Origin of the sequence: Psychrobacter urativorans (genome assembly GCF_904846695.1) — a bacterium.
In the GTDB taxonomy this organism is placed as follows: domain Bacteria; phylum Pseudomonadota; class Gammaproteobacteria; order Pseudomonadales; family Moraxellaceae; genus Psychrobacter; species Psychrobacter urativorans.
On sequence record NZ_CAJHBR010000001.1, the window covers coordinates 240,867 to 264,688 of the forward strand.

Below are 23,822 nucleotides of genomic sequence, written 5' to 3' on the forward strand. Positions count from 1 at the left end.
ATAGTGGGCTGCTATTACAGCCATTATTTTTATAGCAATTGTTGTTAAACTTACGGTTGCTAAAATCGCTGTTATTAGAGCCACTAGGTAATAATTTCACAGCGCTTTAAAAGCAAAAAACTTTATAGATCATCTCTTTAGAGTTATATTATTTTACAGCTTAAATACTATTTCGTTTTTTATTCCTCAAACAGACAGGTTATTTATGGAACCCATGGTTGTCATCGCAGCGCGTGCTGCTGAAAAAGTTGGTAAAGAGATTTTATACGCGCATCAAAACCGCCATAAAGTTGAATTTGATATTGAGTCAAAAGGTTTAGATGGGCTAGTAACGCGTATCGATCGCTTTAGCGAAAAGTTGACTATTGAGACCTTGAAGAGTAGCTATCCTACTCATTCGTTCTTAGGTGAAGAGTTCGGCATGCAAGAAGGTCGCGGCGAAGATGCTGACTGGTGCTGGATTATTGATCCTCTTGATGGCACCAAAAACTTTGTGCATGGTATTCCACAGTTTTGTGTGTCTATTGCCGTTCAACACAAAGGCGTTACCCAACATGGCGTAGTCTATGATCCTGTCCGTGACGAGATGTTCTCTGCTAGCCGTGGTAAAGGCGCTCGTCTAAATCAGCGCCGGATCAACGTCAGTGAGCGCAAAACTATTGAGGGCGGTCTATTTACTACCGGTCATCCTTTAGAGCGTACACGTAACAATGAAGTGGTCTCTTATGCTAAACAGCATTTTGACAGCTTATTGAAGATTACTGAAGAAGGTGGTCAAATTCGTCGTTTAGGTTCAGCGGCGCTAGATCTATGTTATGTCGCTGCTGGCCGTCTTGATGGCTATTTCGAGATGTCGATTAAGCCGTGGGATATTGCTGCTGGTGAGCTGATCGTTACTGAAGCTCGCGGTACTGTAGTTGATCATACCGGTGCTCATAACTCTATGACTACAGGCTCAATTTTTGCTTGTAATATCAAGTTGTTAAAGCCTTTGATGCAAGTAGTTGTGCCTATCTGGGGCGATGCAGTTTAAGCGATTATTTAGCGACTGCTAAAAGCTAGATAGTGTTTATAAAAAAAGCTGACTCTTTAATAGAGTCAGCTTTTTTGTGCGGCTAATTAAGGCTCAAAGCCAGTTACTTAAAATTGTTACTTAAAATTGTTACTTAAGGTGATTACTAAAGGCTTATTACCGAAACAGTGTTAATGAAACTTGAGTGTTTAACCTTAAATATTAGCGATTCAATACTGCGCAATGACTACTTCTCACGTAAGCCCAAACGTTTCTCTTCACTGATACTTTCTAACAAGCTCAGCTCTTCTTCGATCAATGCTAGCATATCTTGCACATGAGGCAAGATTTTACTACAAGCGGTAATACAAAATTCAATTTTGTCTTGATAACTAGCCAGAGTAATGTTCAATGCTTGTCCATCTACTAGAATAGAAGCGGGATACAAGGCTTTGAGCGGTGCGCCATTCCAGTACAGCTGCTTTTTGGAACCCGGTACATTGGAGATGATTAAGTTAAAAGCCTGCTTTCTAGGGAACAGCCCAGTGAATACATTTAGTCCTTCCCAAGCATAAGCCACGGCACTGTAATTGATAACTTGTGCTTGGTTCATTCGGCGAAAGCGACGCTTACCACTATTCATACTGTCATGAATCAGTTGCATACGCTTTACTGGATCGTCTAAGTGAGTCGCCAAATTGGCCATCAAAAATGAGATTTGATTGCCAGAGTCACTATCATCACAACGCAATGACATCGGTACAAAGCCTATCAGTGGCTTAGTGGGTAAGGCATTCATATCCAATAAATAACGACGAATCGCTCCTGAACAAACTGCCAGCACCACGTCATTTTGGTTCATCTCAAAGCTATCAGCTATGCTATAAAAACGCTTAATATCGTAAGACTGCGCTGCGATACGCCGCGAGGCTGAAATACGTTGATTAAGTATACTCATAGGCGCATCAAAAGTGCCAACATAATCGATATCGCCACTATGCTTTAGATTGTCTATTAGCTCAGTGAATACTGGTTTGATAGTAGACAGTTGCTCTTTAATGATGCGTATAACTGAACGTGCTGCAGGCTGCACTCTTTCAGCTTTATTGCCATGACGAGTCATCAGCGACCATAGCGGCAATGTCATCGGTTCAGTTGGTGATTGTGACAATGCCTTTTCAACGATGCGCATGGCAGCAATACCATCAACCAAAGAATGGTGGATTTTAAAGTATAAAGCAAAGCGCCCAGGCCTACCTTCGAACTCAGGTAAGATCCCTTCGATGACATGACACTCCCATAGCGGCATAGCGCGATCAAGCAAGCGACTGTGCTCCTTCGATATGTACATCAATAGCTCACGCACCCGACCAGGATTAGGTAGCGCGACATGGCGGAAGTGATGTTCAACATCGAACTGATCGTCTTGCTTCCAAAAAATTAAATTTTCTAGCACTTGGTTAAAAGGAAAACTTGGCGGCACCGTTGAGGTCTGCATCTGCTGCACTAATTTATAAACAAAATCGCTATCGGCACTTTGTTCATCTTCAGGGAGCTCAAACAAAAACAAACCACCGACATGCATAGGTTGTTTGCGCGACTCTAACAGTAAAAATAATTGATCAACGGCGGTCATAAGTCGCATAATAAGTCCTTTTACGGCGATTAGTAATTAATGAGATGATAACTTATAAAAATTTACTAAAAAGTTTTAGGCAAGTTGGCAGTGGACAGCTTATCGACAGCAGTTACCTACCAACTTGTTATTGCAAAGCTTTTATTGGAAAAAATAGCCAGTTTGCGGTGAGCTGGCAGTAGCCATTCTGCGCATCGGCATACGTCCTGCCAAAAATGCTTGGCGTCCTGCCCAAACCCCATGCTTCATCGCCTGCGCCATCATTACCGGATTTTGTGCATTGGCAATCGCTGAGTTCATTAGCACCCCATCACAGCCAAGCTCCATGGCAATAGCGGCATCTGATGCCGTACCTACGCCAGCATCTACTAGCACTGGTACTTTAGCATTTTCAATAATCAAGCTGAGTGTATGGCGATTGAGAAGACCTAGACCTGAGCCAATCAAGCTACCCAAAGGCATGATAGCTACGCAGCCCATGCTCTCAAGCTCTTGTGCGACTATCGGGTCATCTGAGGTATAAACCATGACCTCAAAACCATCATCGATCAGAATTCTAGCTGCTTTTAGCGTTTCCATAACATTGGGATAGAGACTAGTCTCATCGCCCAACACTTCTAATTTCACTAGATTATGCCCTCCTAATAGCTCGCGAGCAAGTTTACAAGTGCGCACGGCACTATCGCTATCATAACAGCCAGCAGTGTTTGGCAGAATAGTGTATTTATCTGGAGAGATTACATCTAATAGATTGGATTCATTACGGTTCTGGCCTATATTAGTTCGACGAATAGCTACGGTAACGATTTCTGCAGCAGAGGCGGCAATGGCTGCACCAGTCTCGTTCATGTCTTTATATTTACCGGTACCAACTAACAATCGTGATGAAAAAGTACGGCTGCCTACTGTAAAGCTGTCTGAGCCTAATGAGTTTTGTTGATTAGTAGTGGCTTCTTGGGTGTTAGCTTGTGACATAGATAGAGTCCTGATAACGGATAGGCAATAAAAGTAAAACAGCGACTAAAGTTAGGCTGGATTAATCAGCCCTTTATAGCGATTAATGATCGCTATAGACAGTTATCAACTCAGCGAATAAAGCATAGAGTCTGTTTATTGATAACCTGCTGTAGGTATAACAAAATGTTATTATAACAAACTCATCTAAACTCACGACCACTCTTTTTGCCTTTTCACTCAACAGTTAGCTTGTTAATAAATAGAGGTTTATTAGCCGGTTTTAGGAAGTTTATTAGCGAGTGGTTAGAGCATTTATTGGCTGATTGTTACAGTCATTAATAACTAGCTATTAGTTGGTTATTAGGGCGATGATTGCAGTAGCTGTTAAATAAAGCAACTGTTAAATAAAGCAACTATGCCCGCAAATCGCTGAGTATTGCTTTACCTTGAGCCACCCAACATTCTTTGTCAGGTCCTTCTTATGATGCAATTGCCTTACAGTTTTGCCAAGCGCCATCAGCTATTAATCCTCCTGGCTATTGATCCTGAGCTGCCGCCAACCTTAGTATTGACTAAGGCGACGCCGCTATCTGCTATCAACGAAGCAGTACGGTTTTTGCAGCAGCAAGGTATACCAAGCGTACCGACTTATGAGAGCATCAGTCCTGAGGATTTTGAAAAGCGCATGAATGCGGCTTATTCGGGTAACACGGGCGAGTCGCAACATATTGCTGCTGGTCTAGAAGATCATCCTGACCTAGATAGCCTAGCGGATAGTGTTCCTGAAACCGAAGATCTTATGGACAGCCAAGATGATGCGCCTATTATTCGTCTTATTAATGCACTGCTGTCAGAAGCGATTCGTCTCAATGCCTCAGATATACATATTGAGACTTTTGAGAAGCGTCTAGTGGTGCGTTTTCGTGTCGATGGCGAGCTCAAAGAAATCATCACCCCCAAAAGACAGCTGGCACCATTGCTAGTATCTCGTATCAAAGTCATGGCTAAACTTGATATCGCTGAGAAACGAGTACCACAGGATGGTCGTATCAGTCTCAGGTTAGCAGGCAGAGAAGTCGATGTTCGTGTCTCGACGCTACCTTCAAGTTTTGGTGAGCGAGTGGTGATGCGGCTACTAGATAAGCAAGCTGGGCGCTTGAATATGACCTATCTAGGCTTATCTGATGACGACTATCAACAGCTTAAGCGCTTGATCTATCAGCCACACGGCATTATTTTAGTCACCGGTCCTACAGGCTCTGGTAAAACCACTACTTTGTATGCAGGCTTGACTGATCTTAATGATCAGACTCGCAATATCTTAACCGCTGAGGATCCTATTGAGTTTCAGCTCGATGGTATTGGACAGACGCAAGTGAATAATAAAGTTGATATGACTTTTGCGAAGAGTTTGCGGGCTATGTTACGCCAAGATCCAGACGTAGTTATGGTCGGGGAGATTCGTGATCTTGAGACCGCTGAGATTGCTGTGCAAGCCTCATTAACCGGTCACTTAGTACTATCAACTTTGCACACTAATACCGCTATCGGTGCAGTAACTCGTCTGCAAGATATGGGCGTAGAGCCGTTCTTATTGTCATCCTCATTGATAGGGGTAGTCGCTCAGCGCTTAGTACGTACTTTATGCAGCCATTGTCATAGTTGGCAAGTAGCAGATCCTGAGCAAGCCAAGCTATTTAACGAGATTAATCTGCCAATCGATAGCGTAATAAAAATACCTAAGGCGGTCGGTTGTGATAAGTGTAATCAATCAGGATTTAAAGGACGTACTGCGCTATATGAAGTCGTCCCTGTGGATGATACTTTGCGACGAATGATTCATAGTAATATCGCAGAGTATGAGCTGGAGGAATACGCGCGTAAAAACACTCCTTCTATCCGTGCTGATGGACTACGTAAGGTGCTGGCAGGACGTACTACTTTAGAGGAAGTGCTACGCGTCACTAAAGAAAGCGCCATGCTCGATGACGCTGTGGTTATTCAACAGCAGTGTTTATTTTAAAGCTTTTTATAGTTAAGCCTTGGTTATTAAGCTTAACTATAAAACTATTGAGCGAAATTTATTTTGCAGCAATACATTCAATCTCAACACTAGCACCAGCGGCTAGCTCTGTAACCCCAAAGGCTGAGCGTGCTGGATAAGGCTTACTCAGCTCGCTCTGATAGACTTTATTGAAGTCGCCAAAGTCGTCCATATCAGTCAACATAGCGCTACACTTGATGATATCTGACTTTTGATAGCCGTACTCTAGCAATACCATTTGGATATTGTCTAGTGCTTGCTTAGTCTCAGTTTTGATACCACCTTTAACTAGCTTGCCATCTTTAAAGCCAATTTGACCTGACATATATAAAGTATCGCCAACTCGTACAGCTTCTGAGAACGGGTATTTGCCACCATCACCCAAGAACAGCGGTGCAGATTTGCTATAAGTAGGATTAGCAGTAGTGGGGGCTGCATTGGCGCTGAAAGCTAAGCTCAACGTGCCAGCGGCTATTATTAGTGGTATTAATGGAGTTGCTAGTAATGGGGCTGCTAAGCGACGCACTACAGCGCTAGTCACTTTGCTAGGGTTGCTAAACATAGAAGCTTCCTTATTTATAATAGTATTATTTGCTTTTCTGATGATCGTTGTTGAGCTTAATGATCGACAAAGTCGCAACTTATATCAGCAGTTATTTATTCAAATCGCTATTCGACTGTGAGTCCGCTGCTGGTTTTACGTTTTTATTGTTATTGTTATTGTTATTGCCTTCACGTCTAGCTTCAAGCTCAGACTTAGGTATCCAAGCCCAAGTCATCTCAACTACTATAGGATCGCGCTCGCTATCGGACTCCCGATCATTGATAACGCAAGGGATAATCATCTCACCTTTAGGAGTATTAACAATCTCCAGACGTTGCTCATCTGATAAAGTAGCGATAGCCGCTACTTGACCTTTTTTAAGCGGTCGATAAAAATTAACGGAGTAAGACTTTATTAATAATACTCGATCCATAGGTAAGTTTAAACCAAGAATAAAACCAGTAGCCGTTTCAGCGAGTAAAGTAATAGCAACGGCATGAATAGAGCCGATATGGTTCTGAACGTTTTTACTATTATTTAGACTGACGACTACTTTATTAGGCTCAACAGTTTCATAATACACGCCAGTAGTGCCAACATAAGGCACCACTTTGCCAAAAGCCTTAGATAATACTGTAGAGCGTGCAGAGGCAGGCAGATATTTGGTCACTGATAATAGTTTGGTAAACTGATTGCTAATCGGCTTCAGTTTATCATTCAAAACCTCTGTTTGAGGAGTAATAGCTTTCGCAATTTTGGTAGGTAACTTGGCTTTGTTGGATAGTTTATTCAGTAATTCTGACATAGCGCATTCCTTGGATTTGAACAAAACGATAGCAGTTAATTGATACAATAAAAGCAGTAATGCTATGATTATTAAGATATTTATTAATTAGTATCTAGATTTATGTGGCCAGCTTTAGCTAGGCTAGTATCTCAATGCTATTACAACTATGGTAGCATTAACTGGCACTTTACTAATACTCATAACATAGACTGTTGCGCTTATAAAATAACCTTAGTGGAGACTTTAATTTCTAATTAACCACAGGTTACTGCGTTTGCGCTCTTTGGCTTTACTAGGTACCTTAAGCAAGTGCTATCTCTCTCAACAGCTAGGTTTATTATGCGTGACATTTCTGTGAATACTGCTACTAACGTTATTTATACGGGTGTTGCTGGTACAGGCAAGACTTATCAGTTGCTACAAATCGCTCAACAGTACACCGATCAGTTGCCAGTTATTGACCATCAGCAACTGTTGGCGCAACTGCTACAGCCACTGAGCTGGCGAGAAGTCGTCTGTTTAGTCATGCTGGATTTACGAGCTGAGCAGCAGGATTTAGCAAAAGTACCTGAGATTGTAGCGCATGAGTTATTCATCGCTAAAGCGGCCCAAAATGCCCGAGCAAAAAACCTTAATAATACCGCTTGGTCAGTGCTACAAATGTACAGTCCAGTAGACTCTAAAACTGTCAGCTGTGATAACCGTGCTAGCCAAGCTTACTTCGATAAAGATGAGAGTGGCGCTTGGTATTTATTGGCAGACAGTTTGCCATTATTGACTGATTTAGCGCAGCAGTTGACTGAGCTTAAACAAATGCAGGATGAGCAGCAGCCTAAACAAGGCCAAAGCTTTAGCGCTCAAAGTAGTCAGCGTTTTAGTATGGTCAGCTTCCACCAAGCGTATGGTTATGAGGAGTTTGTAGAAGGTATTCGCCCAGTGCTCAGCGCCGGTACTCAGAACCAGCAAAGCAGTCAAATGCACTATGATATCCAAGATGGGGCTTTTTTAAAGTTATGTCAGCGGGCAGCTAATGATCCTGAGCGGCGTTATGCGATGCTGATCGATGAGATCAATCGTGCTAATGTATCGCGAGTATTCGGCGAGCTGCTAAGCCTAATTGAGCCAGATAAACGTAGTGGTCAAGAGCAAGCTATGCAAGTGAATTTGGCCTATTCTGGTCGAGCCTTTGCCGTGCCTAATAATCTTGATATCTATGCCACTATGAATACTCAGGATCACTCTTTAGCGCCACTCGATATGGCGATGCGACGCCGTTTTCGCTTTATCGATTGTCCGCCACGGCCAGAATTATTAGCGACTATCCAAGTGCCTGATAGCCTAGAGAATGAGCTTTCAAACCCGCCTAAACTATCAACTAATGCTGCTAATAATGCTCCTAATGAGCAAGCAGTGACAGTTATAGATTTAGCAAAAGTTTTGACTGGTTTAAATCAGCGTATCATACAAATATTAGGGCCAGAGGCACAATTGGGTCATGCTTTTTTATGGTCAGTGACGACTCTTAGCCAGTTACAAACCGCTCTTATTGAACAGATTATCCCGCAATTGGCGCAAGCGACGGGGGGACAGTTGGCATTACTACAGTATCTATTTAATGATGAACAGCAACCTTTGTATGCGCAGTTTATTCAGGATAGTCAGGCGCATTTTAATAGTCAAACTAACATTCAAGCTGGCTATAGTGACCCTATGTTCAATACCCAACAGGCGCTGTTAGGTCAGTCGATGGCCGCTAACAGCTATCAAGTTAATGCGCAGCTAGTTGCTAGAACAGGTACCTTCGCTAAGGCTAATGTTTATCAACGCTTATATTAATCCGACAGTAGCTATGAGAAATCATCAATACCTGTATATAGGGGGTGAGGTTTTCCAGCTATTAGCAACTATGATGATGCTCAAAACCATGCTGCTACCCAAAACCATACTAATACTCAAAAACATACGGTTACCTAGAACCCTAGTGATATGGATGAATCGTAGATGCCAATAGATACTATCAATAGCCGTCAGCCCCAGCTTGCGTCAGTAAATAGACGTGGCCCATCGACTAGCAAGCATCAACAAATTGGTTTAGAGACTTTAAATAATTTAATTATTATTGTGTTTGAGCATCAACGCTTGACGGCAAAAGACTTTAGCCAAGCTAGCGATTTTAGTTGGTTATTAGCGCAAGAGTTTGAGGTATTCAGTTTGAAGCGCCAACGTGGGCAGTGGCAACTAAAAGTAGGGCATTACATCGGTATCATCATGCTCCCTAGTGGTATGACTCTTGAGATACTGCCTAAGCCTATCGCTACTGACCATAACGCCAGCACTAATGGCACAAGCACTTATGATATAGCGCTTACCCGACAGTGGGTGCAGCAAATGCTCAGTGATCTATTCGACAAGGATAATAACAGGTTACCGCATCGTAAAAACTTAGCTCAAATCAGTACTAACTTACAGCCTTTGCCCTCCTTACCGATGCAGCCTTTACCTTTGTCTGAGTGGCTAGTAAAACAGTTTTTACAGCTACTACCACGCTATCGGCCAGCCCATCATTATCAGGCAAGTGTTCAGAACAAGAGCATGCTACAAGGTAAATTACTGATTAAAGAACAACTGCGACGCAATGCTACGCAGCCGCATAAGTTCGTCAGCGAAGTTAGTAGTTTGAGTATAGACATGCTCAGCAATCGCTTGATAAAGAGTGCTTTAGTATTGCTTGAGCCGCTGGTGGTTCGATCATCGTGCTCTGAGCACTCTAATGGCTCAATAAGGATTTTGCCAGCACAGCCGCTACTGGCTTGGCAAGCGGTAACGGCCTGTAATCAATACGAGTTGCGCCAGCTCGATAGTTTATATTTATCAGCGAAGCGCCAGCTAGCTATGCAACCCTTAGCACGTGAACAGCTGCAAAGCGCTCAGCAGTTATTAGAGTGGGCCTACTGGCTGCTACAGAGGCAGCAGCTAGCTGTGCAGGTAGGTAACAGCTTGAGAGCCAACAACAGTGCTCTGGCGGCAGCTAGGCAGCCAAGGCTATGCATATTATTCAACATGAACCAAGCTTTTGAGCAATGGGCCAGTTTACGCATCGCTATGAGTTTTGAGCAGCTCGATAATAATTATCAAACCTTATATCAGTCGCAGCACAGTTGGCTAAGAGATAAGTGGGGTCAGAATTGTTTGTCTATGCGCCCCGATCTTTTGATTGGCAAGCGGTTTACTAGTACGAGTGATAGTCGTGATGTTGATGGCGTTGATGGTTTTTGCAACAATACTCATCTTAATACCAATGACAATGCTGACAATGCTGTTGATCAAAATCATCATCACCAGCTCAATGGTGCTCAAGACTCTTTTAACTGTAGTCATGTGATCGATATAAAATGGAAGGCTTTAGCACAGCCGTCAGCTATCAGTGCCAGTGACGCCTACCAGCTGACCAGCTATGCCCAAGCTTATCAAGCTGAGCAAGTCTGGTTAGTTTATCCGGTTGCTAATGCTAGTATTAATAATATTCACCGACCTACTGTGTTGAAACAGCACAGGGCTACAGAGCACTCTGACCGTAGCCAGCAGGCAGAGTTATGGCTAATGCCGTTTAATGTCCTAACCGCCACCTTAAATGACTGGCCGCTAGTGACAAAGTAGAGCCTATTAACCATAGAATTGCGGTTTTAATAAAAAAATAGCTTTTATTTTAAAATAATTGAAAATAGGTGTTGACAGGGAGGCCATAAGCCCTTAATATGTGCACCTCGATAGCGAGGAACGTTAACCAGTTAGCAGCACTATTAACCAGTTAATACAATCGTTTTATCGAGGTAATAGAGAACATCGGAGTGTGGCGCAGTTTGGTAGCGCATCTGGTTTGGGACCAGAGGGTCGTAGGTTCGAATCCTATCACTCCGACCATCTATTTTAAGAGCCTTACAGGCTTTTTTTATGTATAAAGGTTTAGTTGTTTATAAGCCTAGATAGGTAAAAAGCCCTTAAGAGCGCCTGTAGCTCAGCTGGATAGAGCATCTCCCTTCTAAGGAGGTGGCCGCAGGTTCGAATCCTGCCAGGCGCACCATTTAGCCTGAAAATATTGCCTATTATTGGCAACAGTTATGGCGGTTGTAGCTCAGTTGGTAGAGCCCCGGGTTGTGATCTCGGTTGTCGTGGGTTCGAGTCCCATCAGTCGCCCCATATTTTATTCTGTATAGTTCATTGAATTTATAAAACACCATTTGCCTCTTTTGGCATTTTTTTTCGTCTGCGTTTTTAGTTGCTCCCTCTACTCTCAGTTGCCAGTATATTTAAAGTATTGGTCATCAGCCTCATTTATCAAACCTTGCTATATTTACCCCTCTAAATTTAACCGATATGCAGCGTACTTATATTCTTACTTAAAGTCCAAAATAAGCGATTTACCTTGTATGATGGCTATTGAGTAGTTTATTTTGCTATGGTTGACTAATCAGTCAAGACACCATTAAGGAAGTAGGTTATGGACGCACTGAGTGTATTACTACAAGAAGTGCATTTGATTGAAACAAAATATCACCGTTTAAATGGTTGTGGTGATTGGTCTTATTCTTTTTCTAGAAAAGACACTATTATGTTTTATTTAGTACTATCTGGTAGCTTCTGTATTGATATAGGCAATGAAGTACGACAAGCGAATACTGGTGATACGATTATGATTTCTAACGCCACTCAGCACGTGAGTTATGCGTCACATCACAATGGCGATAACGCCAAACCTTTAGATGACTTACTGACTATTGATGACAGTGATATCCTGCAACTTAATAGTGGCGATGATAACAATGCTTGCTTAATATTGATTGAATGCCAGTACGATAAACAAATGATTCGTCCTTTATTATCAGTATTACCCTCTATGTTGCCAGAGCTAGGGGTCAAATCAGATGGTCGCTTCGGCGTTATGGATGTAGAGGTTAAGCTATTAGCCTTAGAGTCTGAGCATCAGCGTATGGGCAAGACAGCGGTGATCAATCATTGGGCTAGTATTATGATGATTGAATGTTTACGCACTTATATAGAGAGCTTGCCTGAGGCTACAGACAGCTGGTTACAAGCCATGAAAGATCCCTATCTGGCCAAAGCACTAGCAGCGATGCATGATGCGCCTAATAACAATTGGACTATTCATAGGCTTGCGGAAGTCGCTGGCATGTCACGATCGAGCTTTGCGCAAAGATTTAAGGACGTAGTGGGCATGCCGCCACTGACTTACTTGATTGATTACCGACTACGGCTAGCAGCACGCTATTTACGCTTGCAACAGAACAGCATTAGCCGGATTAGTGAGTTAGTAGGTTACGCTTCAGACTCAACTTTTAGCCAAGCATTCAAACGCGTTTATGGGGTTTCGCCAAAAGCTTATCGTCAGAAGTATCGCCAAAAGCTAATCTCCTAAGGATCGATGCGGTGATCGAAGGTTCAACACGGCCTAGTAGTTCTATTTTATTTACACGGATCAATGGCTCTTAGTCAGTAGCTTTGACTATTGAGGCAAGCTACTAAAGCCATAGCGTTAAGGTGTTTTTTAAGCCTTAACGCTATTTTTTTGTCGCTGTTAAAGCAATTGCTGCTGGCTGAGTCTTTGCTAGTAGCACAGCTGACAAGCTAAGTCAGTTAAGGTACTATAGAGCAGTTAATTCACTCATATATATTGTATGATCGCTATTTAGACAATCTACATTTTTGACTGGTGATAGTAAGTTATGACTCGACCCATTTTGAAGAGCAGCGCCAAAGTAGCGCTTACCAATAGCAATGAGGCCGCAACTGCCGACATTATCGTAGAGGGGCTTGGCTGTGCAGACTTGACTACTACGCAACACGATTCGCTGAGCTTAGCGTCAGCAGTATTGAATAAAGCTGAGCTGTTAGCGTTGTTCACTTTGCCTGAAGCGTTTAGTGCTAATGTTAATACGGATGTGAGCGCTGCTATTAATAGTGCCGCTGCTGTCACTTTAGTTGATGCTGAGATTAACAAAGATACTATCGAATTAACGGTCGCTGAGCAGCGTTTAGCGCTTTATCATCGCCAGCATCAGCGTACTCGGTTATTGTATCAAGCCTCTGCTAGTAGTCGGCCAACTTATCTAGTCCAAAATCTAAAAACGCAATTTGTAGAATATCAGCAATATTTACTAGCACAGCAGCTAGATAAACGTGGGCTTATCGATATCGATGCCATCGAGCGTTTGTGGCAGCAGCTGCATGTAGTGGATGACATCATCGCTGATATAGTGCGTCATATGCCCGCTCAACAGCCCGCAGGCTGGCAATTGACGGCGCAAGATGGGCACAATCCTCTAAGTATGCCTACTGTTGGCAAGCTCAAACACTTGAAGCCGATAGCCGACTTAGCTAGTCTTAACAGTTACGTGCTCAGTCATTTTGGCGTTAGTAGCTTTACTTATGATCGTGGCTATTATATTGGTCATGTGGTCGGCTATTTATTCAGCTGTTATTTCTGTGCTCATCTGTCCATCAATTATGGGGTGACTGCACTTGGCGAGCATGTGGTACTGGATTTTGATTATGCTAGCCTTGACACTCCTTATATGGTGCGCTTACTTCAAGGACTTGATGGCTACTGCAAAAAACGTATTTATCAGCTGGCGGTTATCTGTGCCAGGTTAAGTGTTTATGCTTCTGATAAGCGTATTGAAAGAATGTTGATCGCTGAGGTTAATGATTTTGATAAAAAACTACAACAGCAGCACTTAGATGTTTTATTATTGCAAGGAGTAATGCCTGAGAGCAGTGATCCGACGCCTCTTTTTTGACTATAAGTTTTGCTTCTAAAGCGCCAGTTGCCGTTTGACTATTTAATGGCAATCTACCTATTAACTAATTATGAACTGACGATTTATCTACAAACGGTTGAGCGCTAGGTATAAAAGAGCTAATCGCTACCGTCTTTTGCCCACTTGCTTTAGGATAATCAAAGCTATGCCTGCTTATCATTATAAGGCCCTTGATGATCAAGGAGCCGTTCAAAAAGGCTTGCTTGAGGGTGATTCTGCGCGACAAATACGTCAGCAGCTACGTGATAAGCAGTGGACCCCAGTCGATGTTAGCGCTGTCAATGATAAGCACAGTAAACATAAAAGCCGCTATAAGAAACCTTCTGCTTATGAGCTGGCACTACTGACCCGTCAATTATCAGTCCTACTTGCGGCCGGCATTCCCCTAGAAGAAACCCTCGCTGCTGTCGCCAAACAATCCCCCAAGACCCATATTAAGTCTTTGATGCTAGCGGTGCGTGCGCATGTACTAGAGGGCTTGAGTTTAGCTCGATCCTTACAACAAGCCGCCAGTTTCCCACCGCTATACATTGCTACTATTGCTGCTGGGGAGAAATCTGGACACCTTGATCTGATCCTTAATCAGCTGGCAGATTACACCGAAAACCGCTTTGCACTGCAAAAGAAGATCCAAGGTGCTATGGTTTATCCTATCGTCTTGATGGTTATGGCTTTGGCGGTGATTATGGGTTTGATGAGCTTTGTAGTCCCCAAAATAGTCAAAGTATTTGAGCAATCTGAGCAAGCGCTACCATTAATCACTCAAATCGTGCTGTCCTTGTCTAACTTAATCACTCAATGGTGGTGGTTAATGCTGATAGTTTTAGCCAGTATTAGCTTATTATTCTATCGTTTTGCGCAGACGCAAGCAGGCAAGCTAACCTTAGATAGCTTAGTCCTCAGATTGCCGATATTGGCACGTTTATCTAAAGGTCTTAATGCGGCGCGTTTCGCTAGTACTCTGGCGATATTAGTGCGCTCAGGCGTACCGCTAATCGAAGCACTACACATTGGTGCGGCTGTTACTACTAACTTACATATTCAACGCAATATCATTACCGCCGCTGATCGGGTTACTGAAGGGGCAAGCTTATCCAGCCAATTGGAAAAATCCAGTTATTTTCCACCGATGATGGTACAGATGATCAAAAGTGGCGAAAACTCAGGCGAGCTTGAAAACATGCTTAGTCGAGCGGCAAACATGCAAGAAGCTGAAGCCACGAATTTTATTAGTACTTTATTATCCTTACTAGAGCCGCTAATGTTAGTGCTGATGGGGGTAGTAGTAATGATTATCGTCATGGCCGTCATGCTACCTATCGTTAATATGAATGACTTAGCAGGCTGATACCTACTACGGCGCACTAAGTTGACTCAATAGCGAAAATGGCCCAGTCAAATCAGCCAATATCTTCTAAAGATTATAGCTGGCCTATAACCCTTGTATAATTAATCCTCATTAACCACCCCTTTAGACTCACTCCTCTATATAGCGGATATTTACCGCTAAAGTCCCAAATAGCATCGATAGCTTTGACGGCTGTTCAATAGGGATGTGCAGGCAAAATCTAGATAAATAGCACCCAGCAGTAAGCCTGTATCTAGTACTGAGCAGCGACGGCATTCCTATACTTTCTATTACAGATGTTTTACTTAATTTAGCTTTAGGTTTCTTAAGCTTTACTTACTGTATTAGATTGATGCTTGATAAGGGTTTTTACTATTACTAGCCAATTCATTGGTTTATAGTGGCCAATGTCAGGTTGTTGTCATGTATAGCTGTGGTTTTAGTAATGAGTAATCACTGATAGCATTAAAGACCAATAAGGTATCAATAATAGCTGTCAGAGGTAGAGAACAAAGGTAGATAAATTTAAAACCATGGTCTATAGTGACTAAGGTCTAATTATTTATTTCAGTATGAACTACTACAAGAGTGACGACATCAGTGATGACTATATTTAAGCAAAGCCAATGTAAGCCAAGCCAAGCAAGCTGTTTTGAGCAACAGGCTATAGACAATACTCAGCTAAAAATTATAAATAAAACTAGCACTATAATTTTACCTACTCATCGCCAGCAGTCAGGATTTACCCTGATTGAGATTATGGTAGTTATTGTTATTTTGGCTATCTTGGCAGGCTTAGTAGTACCAAAAGTGGTAGGACAAAGCGACAAGGCACGAGTCAAAACCACGGAAACGGCGCTAGCTACTGTCTCTAACGCTCTAGACATGTACAAAGTGGACAACTCCCTCTACCCAACTACAGCCCAAGGCTTGGATGCGCTAACTACACCGCCAGCAGATGCTAAGAACTACCCTGAAGGCGGTTATATCAAAGGCGGTTATCCAACCGATGGTTGGGAGAATGAAATGCAGTATGTGGCTCCTGGTGCTGAGGGTAAGCCTTATGACTTGTTCTCTTTGGGAGGCGATAATCAGCAAGGCGGTGAAGGCCTAGATGCTGATATCCATGCTCAGTTATAGTTATAAACTATAGATACCCAGCCAGCCAGATAGCTATCGCTGCTTGCTATCAATTGAGAGTCAATAACTACTAACTCATAGCTTGATAGACAGACGCCTAATATCAACCAGTAACGAGTTATTGGTTGATATTTTTTATGAGCGTTTTAGTACAGTGGGTTTAATAAGATTCTTACCGAAGCGTTTAGCAATGACAGGGTTTATATAACCTACAGTTGAATCAGTAACAATCGCCCTCATGATTATAAAACTAAAACCACAGTTCTAACCCATATACGCTATAGCGCAATAAATTTTTATAAACCATATCTAACTATAAACCGCTATAAACATCAGCAATAAAAGGTAGCCCTCCATGTTCACACAAAAATCAATACCCAAAACCGCAAGCAGCAAAAAATCTTCTATCTTGCTGTTGGCCTTGACTAGTATTTCTCTAGTAGCCGGATTAAGCGCTACCACTATGACTACGCAAGCTGCTGGTTTGAGTGATTTATTTGGTAATGACCAAAGTGCTTCACAGTCGAAGTTTCTTCCTGTTGATAAAGCTTTTCAAGTCGTTAGTAGTAATAAAGCCAGCACTCAAGGTACGGTATTGTCTATTAACTTTGACATTACTCCTGGCCACTACGTCTATAAAGACCGTTTGACCTTAACTTTTCCTAAGGGTGTGCGTGCTACGCCTTTTAAGTTTAGTCAGTCGCCCGTATCCATCAATGATCCAACTTTTGGTAAAGTACCAGTATTCACTCAAAGAAACATGGTGGCGACTACTACTTTGACTTCTACTAATGGCAAGCCTATAAAAAATGCTGCCCTAGTGATTGGCTGGCAAGGCTGTGCCAAAGCAGGTCTTTGTTATCCACCTGAAAAGATCAAAACTACTGTAAATATAGCTCCAGCTCGTAAATAATACCTAGCGCAATGACTAGCATCTACATCGCTATTAATGGCGTAGCTATTAGTTTAGTAGCTACGCAATCATTGGCAATAAAAGCTGTAAGTAAGTATCCTGTATCAATATCTACAGTTTCACTATTAATCAGTACTAATCGGTAATAACAAGGTAGCCTTCATGTCTAGAAAGACGCCAAAACCATCATCAGTAGCAATAACGCCTACTGCTAGTAAAAAGTCTTATTTATTAGCTTTTGCTATTGCTAGCAGCGTACTAACGGTTGGGATGGGCGCTACGACTAGCCAAGCTGCCGGCTTAGGCGATTTGTTTAGTAATGATAAAAGCGCTACTCAGTCAAAATTCTTGCCAGTAGAGCAAGCTTTTAAAGTCACCAGTAGCAGCAAAGCCTCAGCTAAAGGCACAAGTTTAGCAGTGAATTTCACTATCACGCCTGGACATTATGTCTATAGAGATCAGCTGAAGTTAACTCTGCCAGCTGGTGTGAGTGCAGCACCTTTTACTTTTAATCGCACTCCCGTATTAATTGATGATCCAACTTTTGGCAAAGTGCCAGTATTTGATCAAGCCAATATGGAAGCGACCACTACCTTAACTAGCACTAATGGCAAAAGTATAACTAGCGCAGCGGTAGTTGTTGGCTGGCAAGGCTGCGCTAAAGCAGGTCTTTGTTATCCTCCTGAAAAGATCAAAACTACCGTTAGTATTGCTGCTATCCCACAAAAATCAGCGCCTGTTAATACTATTAAGGCCGCTGCGGTAACAGCCGTTGTTAGCTCCCAAGCAAAAAACGCTAGCGCTGAGCCAGCGGTTGTTGCAAATGATGATGCTGTAGAATCTGCTAATACTGAAGGCACCACTAGCATCTCCGGTGCGGATACTGCAACTATATCTGCTGCAGACACTAGTACTATCTCCGGCGCAGATACTGCAACGGACAGTATCTCTGGGGCGGATACTGAGACTAGTACTATCTCTGGTGCTGACACTGACACTAGCACTATGTCTGGCGCTGACAGTAGTCCAGTAGGGGATGAGGTTAATGCTACTGAGGCCAATAACGGCTTATCAGAAAGTGATCCATTTGGACTAGCAAGCCACCCTTGGTTGGCATTATTGTTATTGTTTTTAGCTGGTCTTGGCTTGGCATTTACCCCTTGTGTGCTACCGATGTTACCTATCGTGGCAAACATCGTTGCTCGTCAGCAGAATCCAACGGTCAAAAAAGGGGTGGTACTGACTACTAGCTATGCGGTAGGGGTCGCTATCGCTTATGGTATCTTGGGAGCCGTGATTGCGGTATTCGGTGAGTCTCTAGGTATCATCGGTTGGCTACAGAACCCAATAATATTGATTAGCTTTGCTATTATTTTTGTATTATTAGCGCTCTATATGCTCGGGGTGTTTACTATACGTTTGCCACGTTTCATTACTAGTAAAATGCAAGGCTTAAGCCAAGCTGGTGATAGTAAATTGGGTAGCGCTGGGGGCAGTCTAGCTGCTGGCTTTTTATCGGCACTAGTTGTATCGCCTTGTGTATCAGCACCCCTATTTGGTGCCTTACTGGCGGTCTCCACTATTGGTAGTCCACTGCTAGGTTTTGCCGCTTTATTTATGTTGGGCTTTGGTTTATCAGCGCCACTTATCCTAATTGGGGCGACTCAAGGTAGCATCATGCCTAAAGCTGGCGAGTGGATGAACTGGGTCAAAGTAGGCTTTTCTTTATTACTATTTGCGGTGGCATTGCTATTAGTTGAGCGCGTATTTATATCGTCATTTATGCTATTAGTTTGGGCACTTTGGTTTATGGTAGTCGCTACTTGGGCTTGGAGCTGGTTGGGCAAAGGCCGGATGCTTACGCAAGCATTAGGGTTAGTCGCTGGTATTTGGGCGGCAACTTTAATTATTGGCGCCGCTTTAGGTAACGATGATAGTTTACACCCCTTAGAATCGTTAGGAGCTGCACCGATGATGATCCAAGCAGCTGGTGGAGCAGGCAATCAAGAGCTAGCAGCGAGTAATGCTACTGATAAGAATATTACTACCTTAGCAGAGCTGGATGTCATCACTGCTGCTAATGCTAAAGTGTTAGTGGATGTCACTGCTGAATGGTGTATCGAATGCCGGATTATGGATAAGAATTTGTTTACTAGTCGTCCAGCACAGATGCAAGGCTGGCAATTAGTGCGCTTAGATATTACAGATACCAATGAAGACTCAAAAGCTATCTTGGCTCGTTATAAGCTATTTGGTCCGCCGACGTTGCTGTATTATAAAGACGGTGAACTGGTGAATAAACAAGTTGGCGAAATAGGCCGTGAAGAGTTCGAACAGACTTTAACTACTTTGAATAAATAAGCCAAAACCACTACCTCGCTAGTGAAAGTAAGAATCAGCCAGCGCTATTAAAATAGTTGCTGGCTTTTTTTGTCAAATTTTTGCTAATGAAGTTTAAACTATAATTATCTCTCTACTAACAGCGCACTAGCTATCAAAATATAGTGATTAAATCGGCTGTGTGAGTTAGAGACAAAGGGGATCACTGAGATCTAATAGTGACTTAGTACTATAACTAACCGCAATGCTGCCCACTAAAGCACTATAGGCTGGCACATTAAATATGTGATAAAGCTAGTATAGTAGATATATATTCATTACAATAAAGTAACAATTTCAACATGCTATAGTGTTGGTTTATTAACGGCTATTGCGTTATAAGATTTTCCAATTCACCTGTTTTTCCTATCTTTTAGACCATCTGTTGGCGCTACCGCCAGTTAAGATAAAGGATCTCTATGTCTGCCGATTTTATCTCACCGCGCCACAGCGTGACTTTTTTGCCTACTTATTTAAGTATCGCCATTGGTGTGACGCTCAGCTGTTTTGCGTTTTCAGCGCAAGCAGCAACTAGTAAAACTTATAACGAATTATCAGTATCAGATGTGTTAGTCGAACAAGATAATAAGGCACCAAAAGTTATCTATAATCGCCTAAAAACCCCTAGTACGCCTGTTAGTAGCCAAAAAACGGCTAGTGAAGAATTGGTAGCTAAGCAAACCCAGCTATTCTTTGACTGCACGCAAGTACAGACTGATGGCGCACGCTTAGCTTGTTTCGATAAAGTGGCCAATCAAGGCGAAACTAATCTAGCGACAAAACAGTCACTAGACTTAGTAAAAACCCTCAAGACCACGATATCGGGTAGTCCGCAAGTGGTATTGACAGTAGATACGGATCTTGATAATGAGCAGAATACGGATCGATTACTGGCCAATCAAGATGCTGATAACGAGCCATTAAGCACTGTAGGCTTGACCAAAAATGAAGCTAAAGTGTTAGAGGATGCTGGGGTCACGCAAACTGATCTTGAAAAGTATACGCCATTAAGTTTGGCTTATGATCTCGATAAAAACAGCGAGCGCGGTACTTGGACCATTCGTCCCCATAACCCAAACTATGTGTTGCCACTATTTTATACGGCTAAGCCTAATCTAAGCCCAAATAGCCCGTCACTAGATGGAGGAGAATTCACTTCTAATGACATTCGCAACACTGAGTTAAAGTTTCAGTTATCGCTAAAATCCAAAGTTGCCGAAGATTTATTTGGTACTAATGCTGACTTATGGTTTGGTTATACCCAAGATTCGCATTGGCAAGTTTATAATGAAGATAACTCACGCCCTTTTAGAGCCACTGATTATCAGCCAGAGATTTTCCTCACTCAGCCTGTAACCGCAAACCTACCTTTTGGTGGGCGCTTACGGATGTTAGGGCTGGGGGCGATGCATCACTCAAACGGTAAGTCTGAACCAGTATCACGCTCTTGGAACCGAATATATCTAATGGGCGGGGCTGAATGGGGCAAGTTCTCTATCGTGCCACGAATATGGGCGCGCGTAAAAAATGAAGATGAATCTAGTGAAGATAATGCTGATATCGAAGATTTTATGGGTCATGGCGATGTAAAGTTCTTGTATGACTTACCTAAGCAACAGAGCATAAGTGGTACCCTCCGCTATAATACCAGCACTAACAAAGGCGCGGCTCAAATTGATTACGTTTATCCTTTGACTAAGAACGTCAATGGCTATGTGCAGTTATTCCAAGGTTATGGTGAGTCGATCATTGACTATAACCATGAGACTACAGCTGTTGGTGTCGGGATAGTACTTAACGACTGGAAAGGGTTTTAGAGTCACCCGCTTATACAAAACAGGGTTTGAGCCAGTTAGCAATTGCTTGCGCTTGAACCTGTTTATTTAGCTACAGATAACCACATCCACCCTAATTGATAAGGAGCTTCTATGCACAGAATGGCCCCTTATCAAGCAGGTGTCTCTATAGCAGAATATGTTAATAGACGCTGTCAGCTATGCCATATTCAGCCGAGCAGGCTGGTAATTAATGCCATTGAGACTGTCACTAATCCTGTAACCCGCCTAACTCATTACCTTAATAGCGGACTGCTATGTAGCCATTGTCAAGATAGTATAGTCTGGCTACCACCTTCTTTTGCTGTCGATATTGCGCCAGCTATCTCTTTGCCTATTCAGGCAGCTACTTACTACCACTATCCTATTCGTCCTGCTTTTCGTGCTTTTAAGCACTATGAAGATATCAGTAAATTACCTCTCCTAGTCCATATTTTACGGCAGTTACCACGGCCCAAAGGCTGTCATCATGCTAATAGCGTCATCGTACCTATGCCTACTACTAACAGTCGCTTGCGCAAGCGTGGTTTCGACCCAGTAACTATCCTATCAGCATATTTGGCCAAACACTGGCAGATTCCCTTATGGAAAGGAGTGCAGCGCACAGACAGTACGCTTAGTCAGCAAGGTTTAACTCGCGCTGAACGCCTGAGTAATTTAGATAACGCTTTTGCAGTCACTAAGTCACCAACCGTCAAACGTTTATTATTATTTGACGATATAGCGACTACTGGTGCTAGTTTGCAAGCATTGGCAACTACCTTACATGCACACTGTCAACCTTCTAGCCGCCAACTCATAACCAACTCTGCTGAGCATGCCTCTACTGAGCATCCTTCTATTAACAACCCCTCTATTCACACTCCCTACCACATGACTGCCTACGCTATCGCCCATGGCAGTAATGACTCCCTTTAGCTACTTTAGTCAGGGTAACTAACCTTGCACTGCTATGCGTAGCACTGTTAACTCGTAGCATTGTTAACTCGTATCATTGTTTTTAGCTATGCTAAATAGTGGACAGTTGTCGTATTTTTTATAAAAGTTCAGTGGTTAATTTCAATTCCTATTAGCATTACTGATAACTCTTATTAAGCAAATTGCTTTACGATTTCAGCAGTCATTACTACTCTATGGTTATTTATAAATATGCTGGAATGAAAATTGCAACTCTTAGGCATAAATTCTTCAATACAAACTGTTAAATATTAACGCTTTAGTAACAACCATTAAATAGCATCGATTGATATAAGTTATAAAAATTATTCATAAGTTGGTAAATAGGACAGGGCGGTGAAAGTAATTATAAATAGCTTGTTGGATGGAAAAAAGACGACTAATGCTGGGTTTACTCTGATTGAGCTGATGGTAACGATTGCAGTGATGGCTATTATTGTCACTATTGCTGCGCCTAGCTTTAGTACTCAGCTAGCCAATCAGCGGGTTAAGTCGACGGCAGTAAATATACAGAGCGCTCTAAAAGAGGCTAAGGCTGAAAGTATCATTCGCCGTCAGGATATTACGGTTGTTGATAACCTTAGCTTAAACACCATAGCCTTAACAGGTAGAAATAATACTCTCATCGCTACTTATAGTGTCAAAAGTCAAAGTACAGTAAGTCAGGCTATTAGCCCTAGCAGCGTTACTCAAGTTGTCTTTCAACCGAATAAGCTCATAAGTGGAGCAAGTACCGAAGTTGTCTATACTATCTGTGATGATAGCTCCGATAGTGAGACCCCAAAGCAAGTGGTGGTCAATAAAATCGCTAATATTAGCATTATAAATGCTGGGAGCTGTTAATGAAGATTGATGACACACAGGCAGGCGTAGGACTAGTAGAAGTGATGGTTGCACTATTGTTATTAGCGGTGGCCATACTAGGGTATAGCGCGCTACAAGGCCAAGCTATAAAAGCAACTAATGAATCGTTTGAGCGTTCGCAATCGATAGTAATAATGCGCAATATAGCAGAAAAAATTCACGCCAATCCTTTCGCAATCGAAACTTATCAGACTAATATTAATAACGTAGACACAGTTACCGCACCTAGTATTCAGTGTGGCTTAGATGGAGCAGCGGTAACCACTTTATGTACTCCTGTCCAGTTTGCAGAAGCTGAAAGCTATAAAATCAAAGCGAATTTACAAAATTATGATTTCCAAATACAGATGCATCCTTGCCCGAATACTGGCGGAAATGGTGCTGATGTGACAAGCAACATTATGTTTTCGTACTGTTTGATTTCAGCCTGGGGTAATACCACAGCTACTGTTGGCAGCGACGAAGACACAGACTGTTTAACGGCAACAGTTATTGATGTTGACGATGTGGTAGAGCAAGTAGGTGGTCACTATCATTCTAAAGCTACTTGCGTGATGATGGAGATATGAG

At 42.5% G+C, this 23,822-nt stretch carries 18 protein-coding genes and 3 tRNA genes; 17 read left to right on the forward strand and 4 right to left on the reverse strand.

Features of this window, described 5'->3' with window-relative positions:
- Positions 1 to 205 precede the first annotated feature (205 nt).
- Positions 206 to 1,033 (forward strand): inositol monophosphatase family protein, encoded by an 828-nt coding sequence (locus tag JMY09_RS01025; protein WP_201621726.1) that lies wholly within the window; start codon positions 206 to 208, stop codon positions 1,031 to 1,033.
- A 226-nt stretch (positions 1,034 to 1,259) separates the two neighbouring features.
- Here the strand turns inward: JMY09_RS01025 and JMY09_RS01030 are convergent, their stop codons facing one another.
- Positions 1,260 to 2,657 carry a WS/DGAT/MGAT family O-acyltransferase gene (locus JMY09_RS01030; protein ID WP_201621727.1) on the reverse strand — a complete coding sequence of 466 codons (1,398 nt, stop codon included), beginning with the start codon at positions 2,655 to 2,657 and terminating at the stop codon, positions 1,260 to 1,262.
- A gap of 132 nt (positions 2,658 to 2,789) precedes the next feature.
- On the reverse strand, positions 2,790 to 3,623 hold the full coding sequence (locus tag JMY09_RS01035) for a thiazole synthase (protein ID WP_201621728.1): 834 nt from the start codon (positions 3,621 to 3,623) through the stop codon (positions 2,790 to 2,792).
- Positions 3,624 to 4,086: 463 nt separating this feature from the next.
- On the opposite strand from JMY09_RS01035, the gene gspE reads away from it, so the two are divergent.
- Positions 4,087 to 5,628, forward strand: a complete 1,542-nt coding sequence (gene gspE / locus JMY09_RS01040; RefSeq protein WP_201621729.1) for a type II secretion system ATPase GspE — start codon at positions 4,087 to 4,089, stop codon at positions 5,626 to 5,628.
- A 58-nt stretch (positions 5,629 to 5,686) separates the two neighbouring features.
- Here the strand turns inward: gspE and JMY09_RS01045 are convergent, their stop codons facing one another.
- On the reverse strand, positions 5,687 to 6,211 hold the full coding sequence (locus JMY09_RS01045; protein ID WP_201621730.1) for a RidA family protein: 525 nt from the start codon (positions 6,209 to 6,211) through the stop codon (positions 5,687 to 5,689).
- Between the two features lie 91 nt (positions 6,212 to 6,302).
- Complete coding sequence (locus JMY09_RS01050; RefSeq protein WP_201621731.1) at positions 6,303 to 6,998, reverse strand: DUF4442 domain-containing protein; 696 nt, start codon at positions 6,996 to 6,998, stop codon at positions 6,303 to 6,305.
- Positions 6,999 to 7,319: 321 nt separating this feature from the next.
- Here JMY09_RS01050 and JMY09_RS01055 point away from each other — a divergent pair, with 321 nt between their 5' ends.
- The 15 genes from JMY09_RS01055 (at position 7,320) to pilV (ending at position 23,821) form a co-directional block, all read left to right on the forward strand.
- Positions 7,320 to 8,816, forward strand: a complete 1,497-nt coding sequence (locus JMY09_RS01055) for an McrB family protein (RefSeq protein ID WP_201621732.1) — start codon at positions 7,320 to 7,322, stop codon at positions 8,814 to 8,816.
- Between the two features lie 165 nt (positions 8,817 to 8,981).
- The gene (locus tag JMY09_RS01060) at positions 8,982 to 10,637 is read left to right on the forward strand and encodes a 5-methylcytosine restriction system specificity protein McrC (RefSeq protein ID WP_201621733.1); all 1,656 of its coding nucleotides are present in this window, start codon (positions 8,982 to 8,984) and stop codon (positions 10,635 to 10,637) included.
- Positions 10,638 to 10,824: 187 nt separating this feature from the next.
- Positions 10,825 to 10,901: transfer RNA gene (locus JMY09_RS01065), tRNA-Pro, on the forward strand.
- 83 nt (positions 10,902 to 10,984) lie between these two features.
- A tRNA-Arg gene (locus JMY09_RS01070) sits at positions 10,985 to 11,061 on the forward strand.
- Between the two features lie 40 nt (positions 11,062 to 11,101).
- A tRNA-His gene (locus tag JMY09_RS01075) sits at positions 11,102 to 11,177 on the forward strand.
- Positions 11,178 to 11,478: 301 nt separating this feature from the next.
- Positions 11,479 to 12,414, forward strand: coding sequence for an AraC family transcriptional regulator (locus JMY09_RS01080; RefSeq protein ID WP_201621734.1), 936 nt, complete (start codon positions 11,479 to 11,481; stop codon positions 12,412 to 12,414).
- A gap of 307 nt (positions 12,415 to 12,721) precedes the next feature.
- On the forward strand, positions 12,722 to 13,795 hold the full coding sequence (locus tag JMY09_RS01085; protein WP_227677092.1) for a hypothetical protein: 1,074 nt from the start codon (positions 12,722 to 12,724) through the stop codon (positions 13,793 to 13,795).
- 166 nt (positions 13,796 to 13,961) lie between these two features.
- The gene (gene gspF / locus JMY09_RS01090) at positions 13,962 to 15,164 is read left to right on the forward strand and encodes a type II secretion system inner membrane protein GspF (RefSeq protein WP_201621735.1); all 1,203 of its coding nucleotides are present in this window, start codon (positions 13,962 to 13,964) and stop codon (positions 15,162 to 15,164) included.
- A gap of 603 nt (positions 15,165 to 15,767) precedes the next feature.
- A complete protein-coding gene (gene gspG / locus JMY09_RS01095) occupies positions 15,768 to 16,304 on the forward strand; it encodes a type II secretion system major pseudopilin GspG (protein ID WP_320157826.1) in 537 nt (178 codons plus the stop codon).
- 355 nt (positions 16,305 to 16,659) lie between these two features.
- Entirely contained in the window at positions 16,660 to 17,217 is a 558-nt protein-coding gene (locus JMY09_RS01100; RefSeq protein ID WP_201621736.1) for a protein-disulfide reductase DsbD N-terminal domain-containing protein, read from the forward strand.
- Positions 17,218 to 17,379: 162 nt separating this feature from the next.
- Positions 17,380 to 19,578 (forward strand): cytochrome c biogenesis protein CcdA, encoded by a 2,199-nt coding sequence (locus JMY09_RS01105; RefSeq protein ID WP_201621737.1) that lies wholly within the window; start codon positions 17,380 to 17,382, stop codon positions 19,576 to 19,578.
- 437 nt (positions 19,579 to 20,015) lie between these two features.
- Complete coding sequence (locus tag JMY09_RS01110) at positions 20,016 to 21,413, forward strand: phospholipase A (RefSeq protein WP_201621738.1); 1,398 nt, start codon at positions 20,016 to 20,018, stop codon at positions 21,411 to 21,413.
- 111 nt (positions 21,414 to 21,524) lie between these two features.
- Positions 21,525 to 22,349, forward strand: a complete 825-nt coding sequence (locus JMY09_RS01115; protein ID WP_227677093.1) for a ComF family protein — start codon at positions 21,525 to 21,527, stop codon at positions 22,347 to 22,349.
- Positions 22,350 to 22,724: 375 nt separating this feature from the next.
- Positions 22,725 to 23,231 carry a pilus assembly FimT family protein gene (locus JMY09_RS01120; protein WP_227677094.1) on the forward strand — a complete coding sequence of 169 codons (507 nt, stop codon included), beginning with the start codon at positions 22,725 to 22,727 and terminating at the stop codon, positions 23,229 to 23,231.
- Positions 23,231 to 23,821, forward strand: a complete 591-nt coding sequence (gene pilV / locus JMY09_RS01125; protein ID WP_201621739.1) for a type IV pilus modification protein PilV — start codon at positions 23,231 to 23,233, stop codon at positions 23,819 to 23,821. The genes JMY09_RS01120 and pilV overlap by 1 nt, the downstream gene beginning before the upstream one ends.
- The last annotated feature ends 1 nt before the right edge of the window (position 23,822 follow it).

Excerpts from the sequence above, each read along its gene's own strand:
- JMY09_RS01025 (WP_201621726.1), top strand. The coding sequence starts at position 206 with ATGGAACCCATGGTTGTCATCGCAGCGCGTGCTGCTGAAAAAGTTGGT.
- JMY09_RS01030 (WP_201621727.1), bottom strand. The coding sequence starts at position 2,657 with ATGCGACTTATGACCGCCGTTGATCAATTATTTTTACTGTTAGAGTCG.
- JMY09_RS01035 (WP_201621728.1), bottom strand. The coding sequence starts at position 3,623 with ATGTCACAAGCTAACACCCAAGAAGCCACTACTAATCAACAAAACTCA.
- gspE (WP_201621729.1), top strand. The coding sequence starts at position 4,087 with ATGATGCAATTGCCTTACAGTTTTGCCAAGCGCCATCAGCTATTAATC.
- JMY09_RS01045 (WP_201621730.1), bottom strand. The coding sequence starts at position 6,211 with ATGTTTAGCAACCCTAGCAAAGTGACTAGCGCTGTAGTGCGTCGCTTA.
- JMY09_RS01050 (WP_201621731.1), bottom strand. The coding sequence starts at position 6,998 with ATGTCAGAATTACTGAATAAACTATCCAACAAAGCCAAGTTACCTACC.
- JMY09_RS01055 (WP_201621732.1), top strand. The coding sequence starts at position 7,320 with ATGCGTGACATTTCTGTGAATACTGCTACTAACGTTATTTATACGGGT.
- JMY09_RS01060 (WP_201621733.1), top strand. The coding sequence starts at position 8,982 with ATGCCAATAGATACTATCAATAGCCGTCAGCCCCAGCTTGCGTCAGTA.
- JMY09_RS01080 (WP_201621734.1), top strand. The coding sequence starts at position 11,479 with ATGGACGCACTGAGTGTATTACTACAAGAAGTGCATTTGATTGAAACA.
- JMY09_RS01085 (WP_227677092.1), top strand. The coding sequence starts at position 12,722 with ATGACTCGACCCATTTTGAAGAGCAGCGCCAAAGTAGCGCTTACCAAT.
- gspF (WP_201621735.1), top strand. The coding sequence starts at position 13,962 with ATGCCTGCTTATCATTATAAGGCCCTTGATGATCAAGGAGCCGTTCAA.
- gspG (WP_320157826.1), top strand. The coding sequence starts at position 15,768 with ATGACTATATTTAAGCAAAGCCAATGTAAGCCAAGCCAAGCAAGCTGT.
- JMY09_RS01100 (WP_201621736.1), top strand. The coding sequence starts at position 16,660 with ATGTTCACACAAAAATCAATACCCAAAACCGCAAGCAGCAAAAAATCT.
- JMY09_RS01105 (WP_201621737.1), top strand. The coding sequence starts at position 17,380 with ATGTCTAGAAAGACGCCAAAACCATCATCAGTAGCAATAACGCCTACT.
- JMY09_RS01110 (WP_201621738.1), top strand. The coding sequence starts at position 20,016 with ATGTCTGCCGATTTTATCTCACCGCGCCACAGCGTGACTTTTTTGCCT.
- JMY09_RS01115 (WP_227677093.1), top strand. The coding sequence starts at position 21,525 with ATGCACAGAATGGCCCCTTATCAAGCAGGTGTCTCTATAGCAGAATAT.
- pilV (WP_201621739.1), top strand. The coding sequence starts at position 23,231 with ATGAAGATTGATGACACACAGGCAGGCGTAGGACTAGTAGAAGTGATG.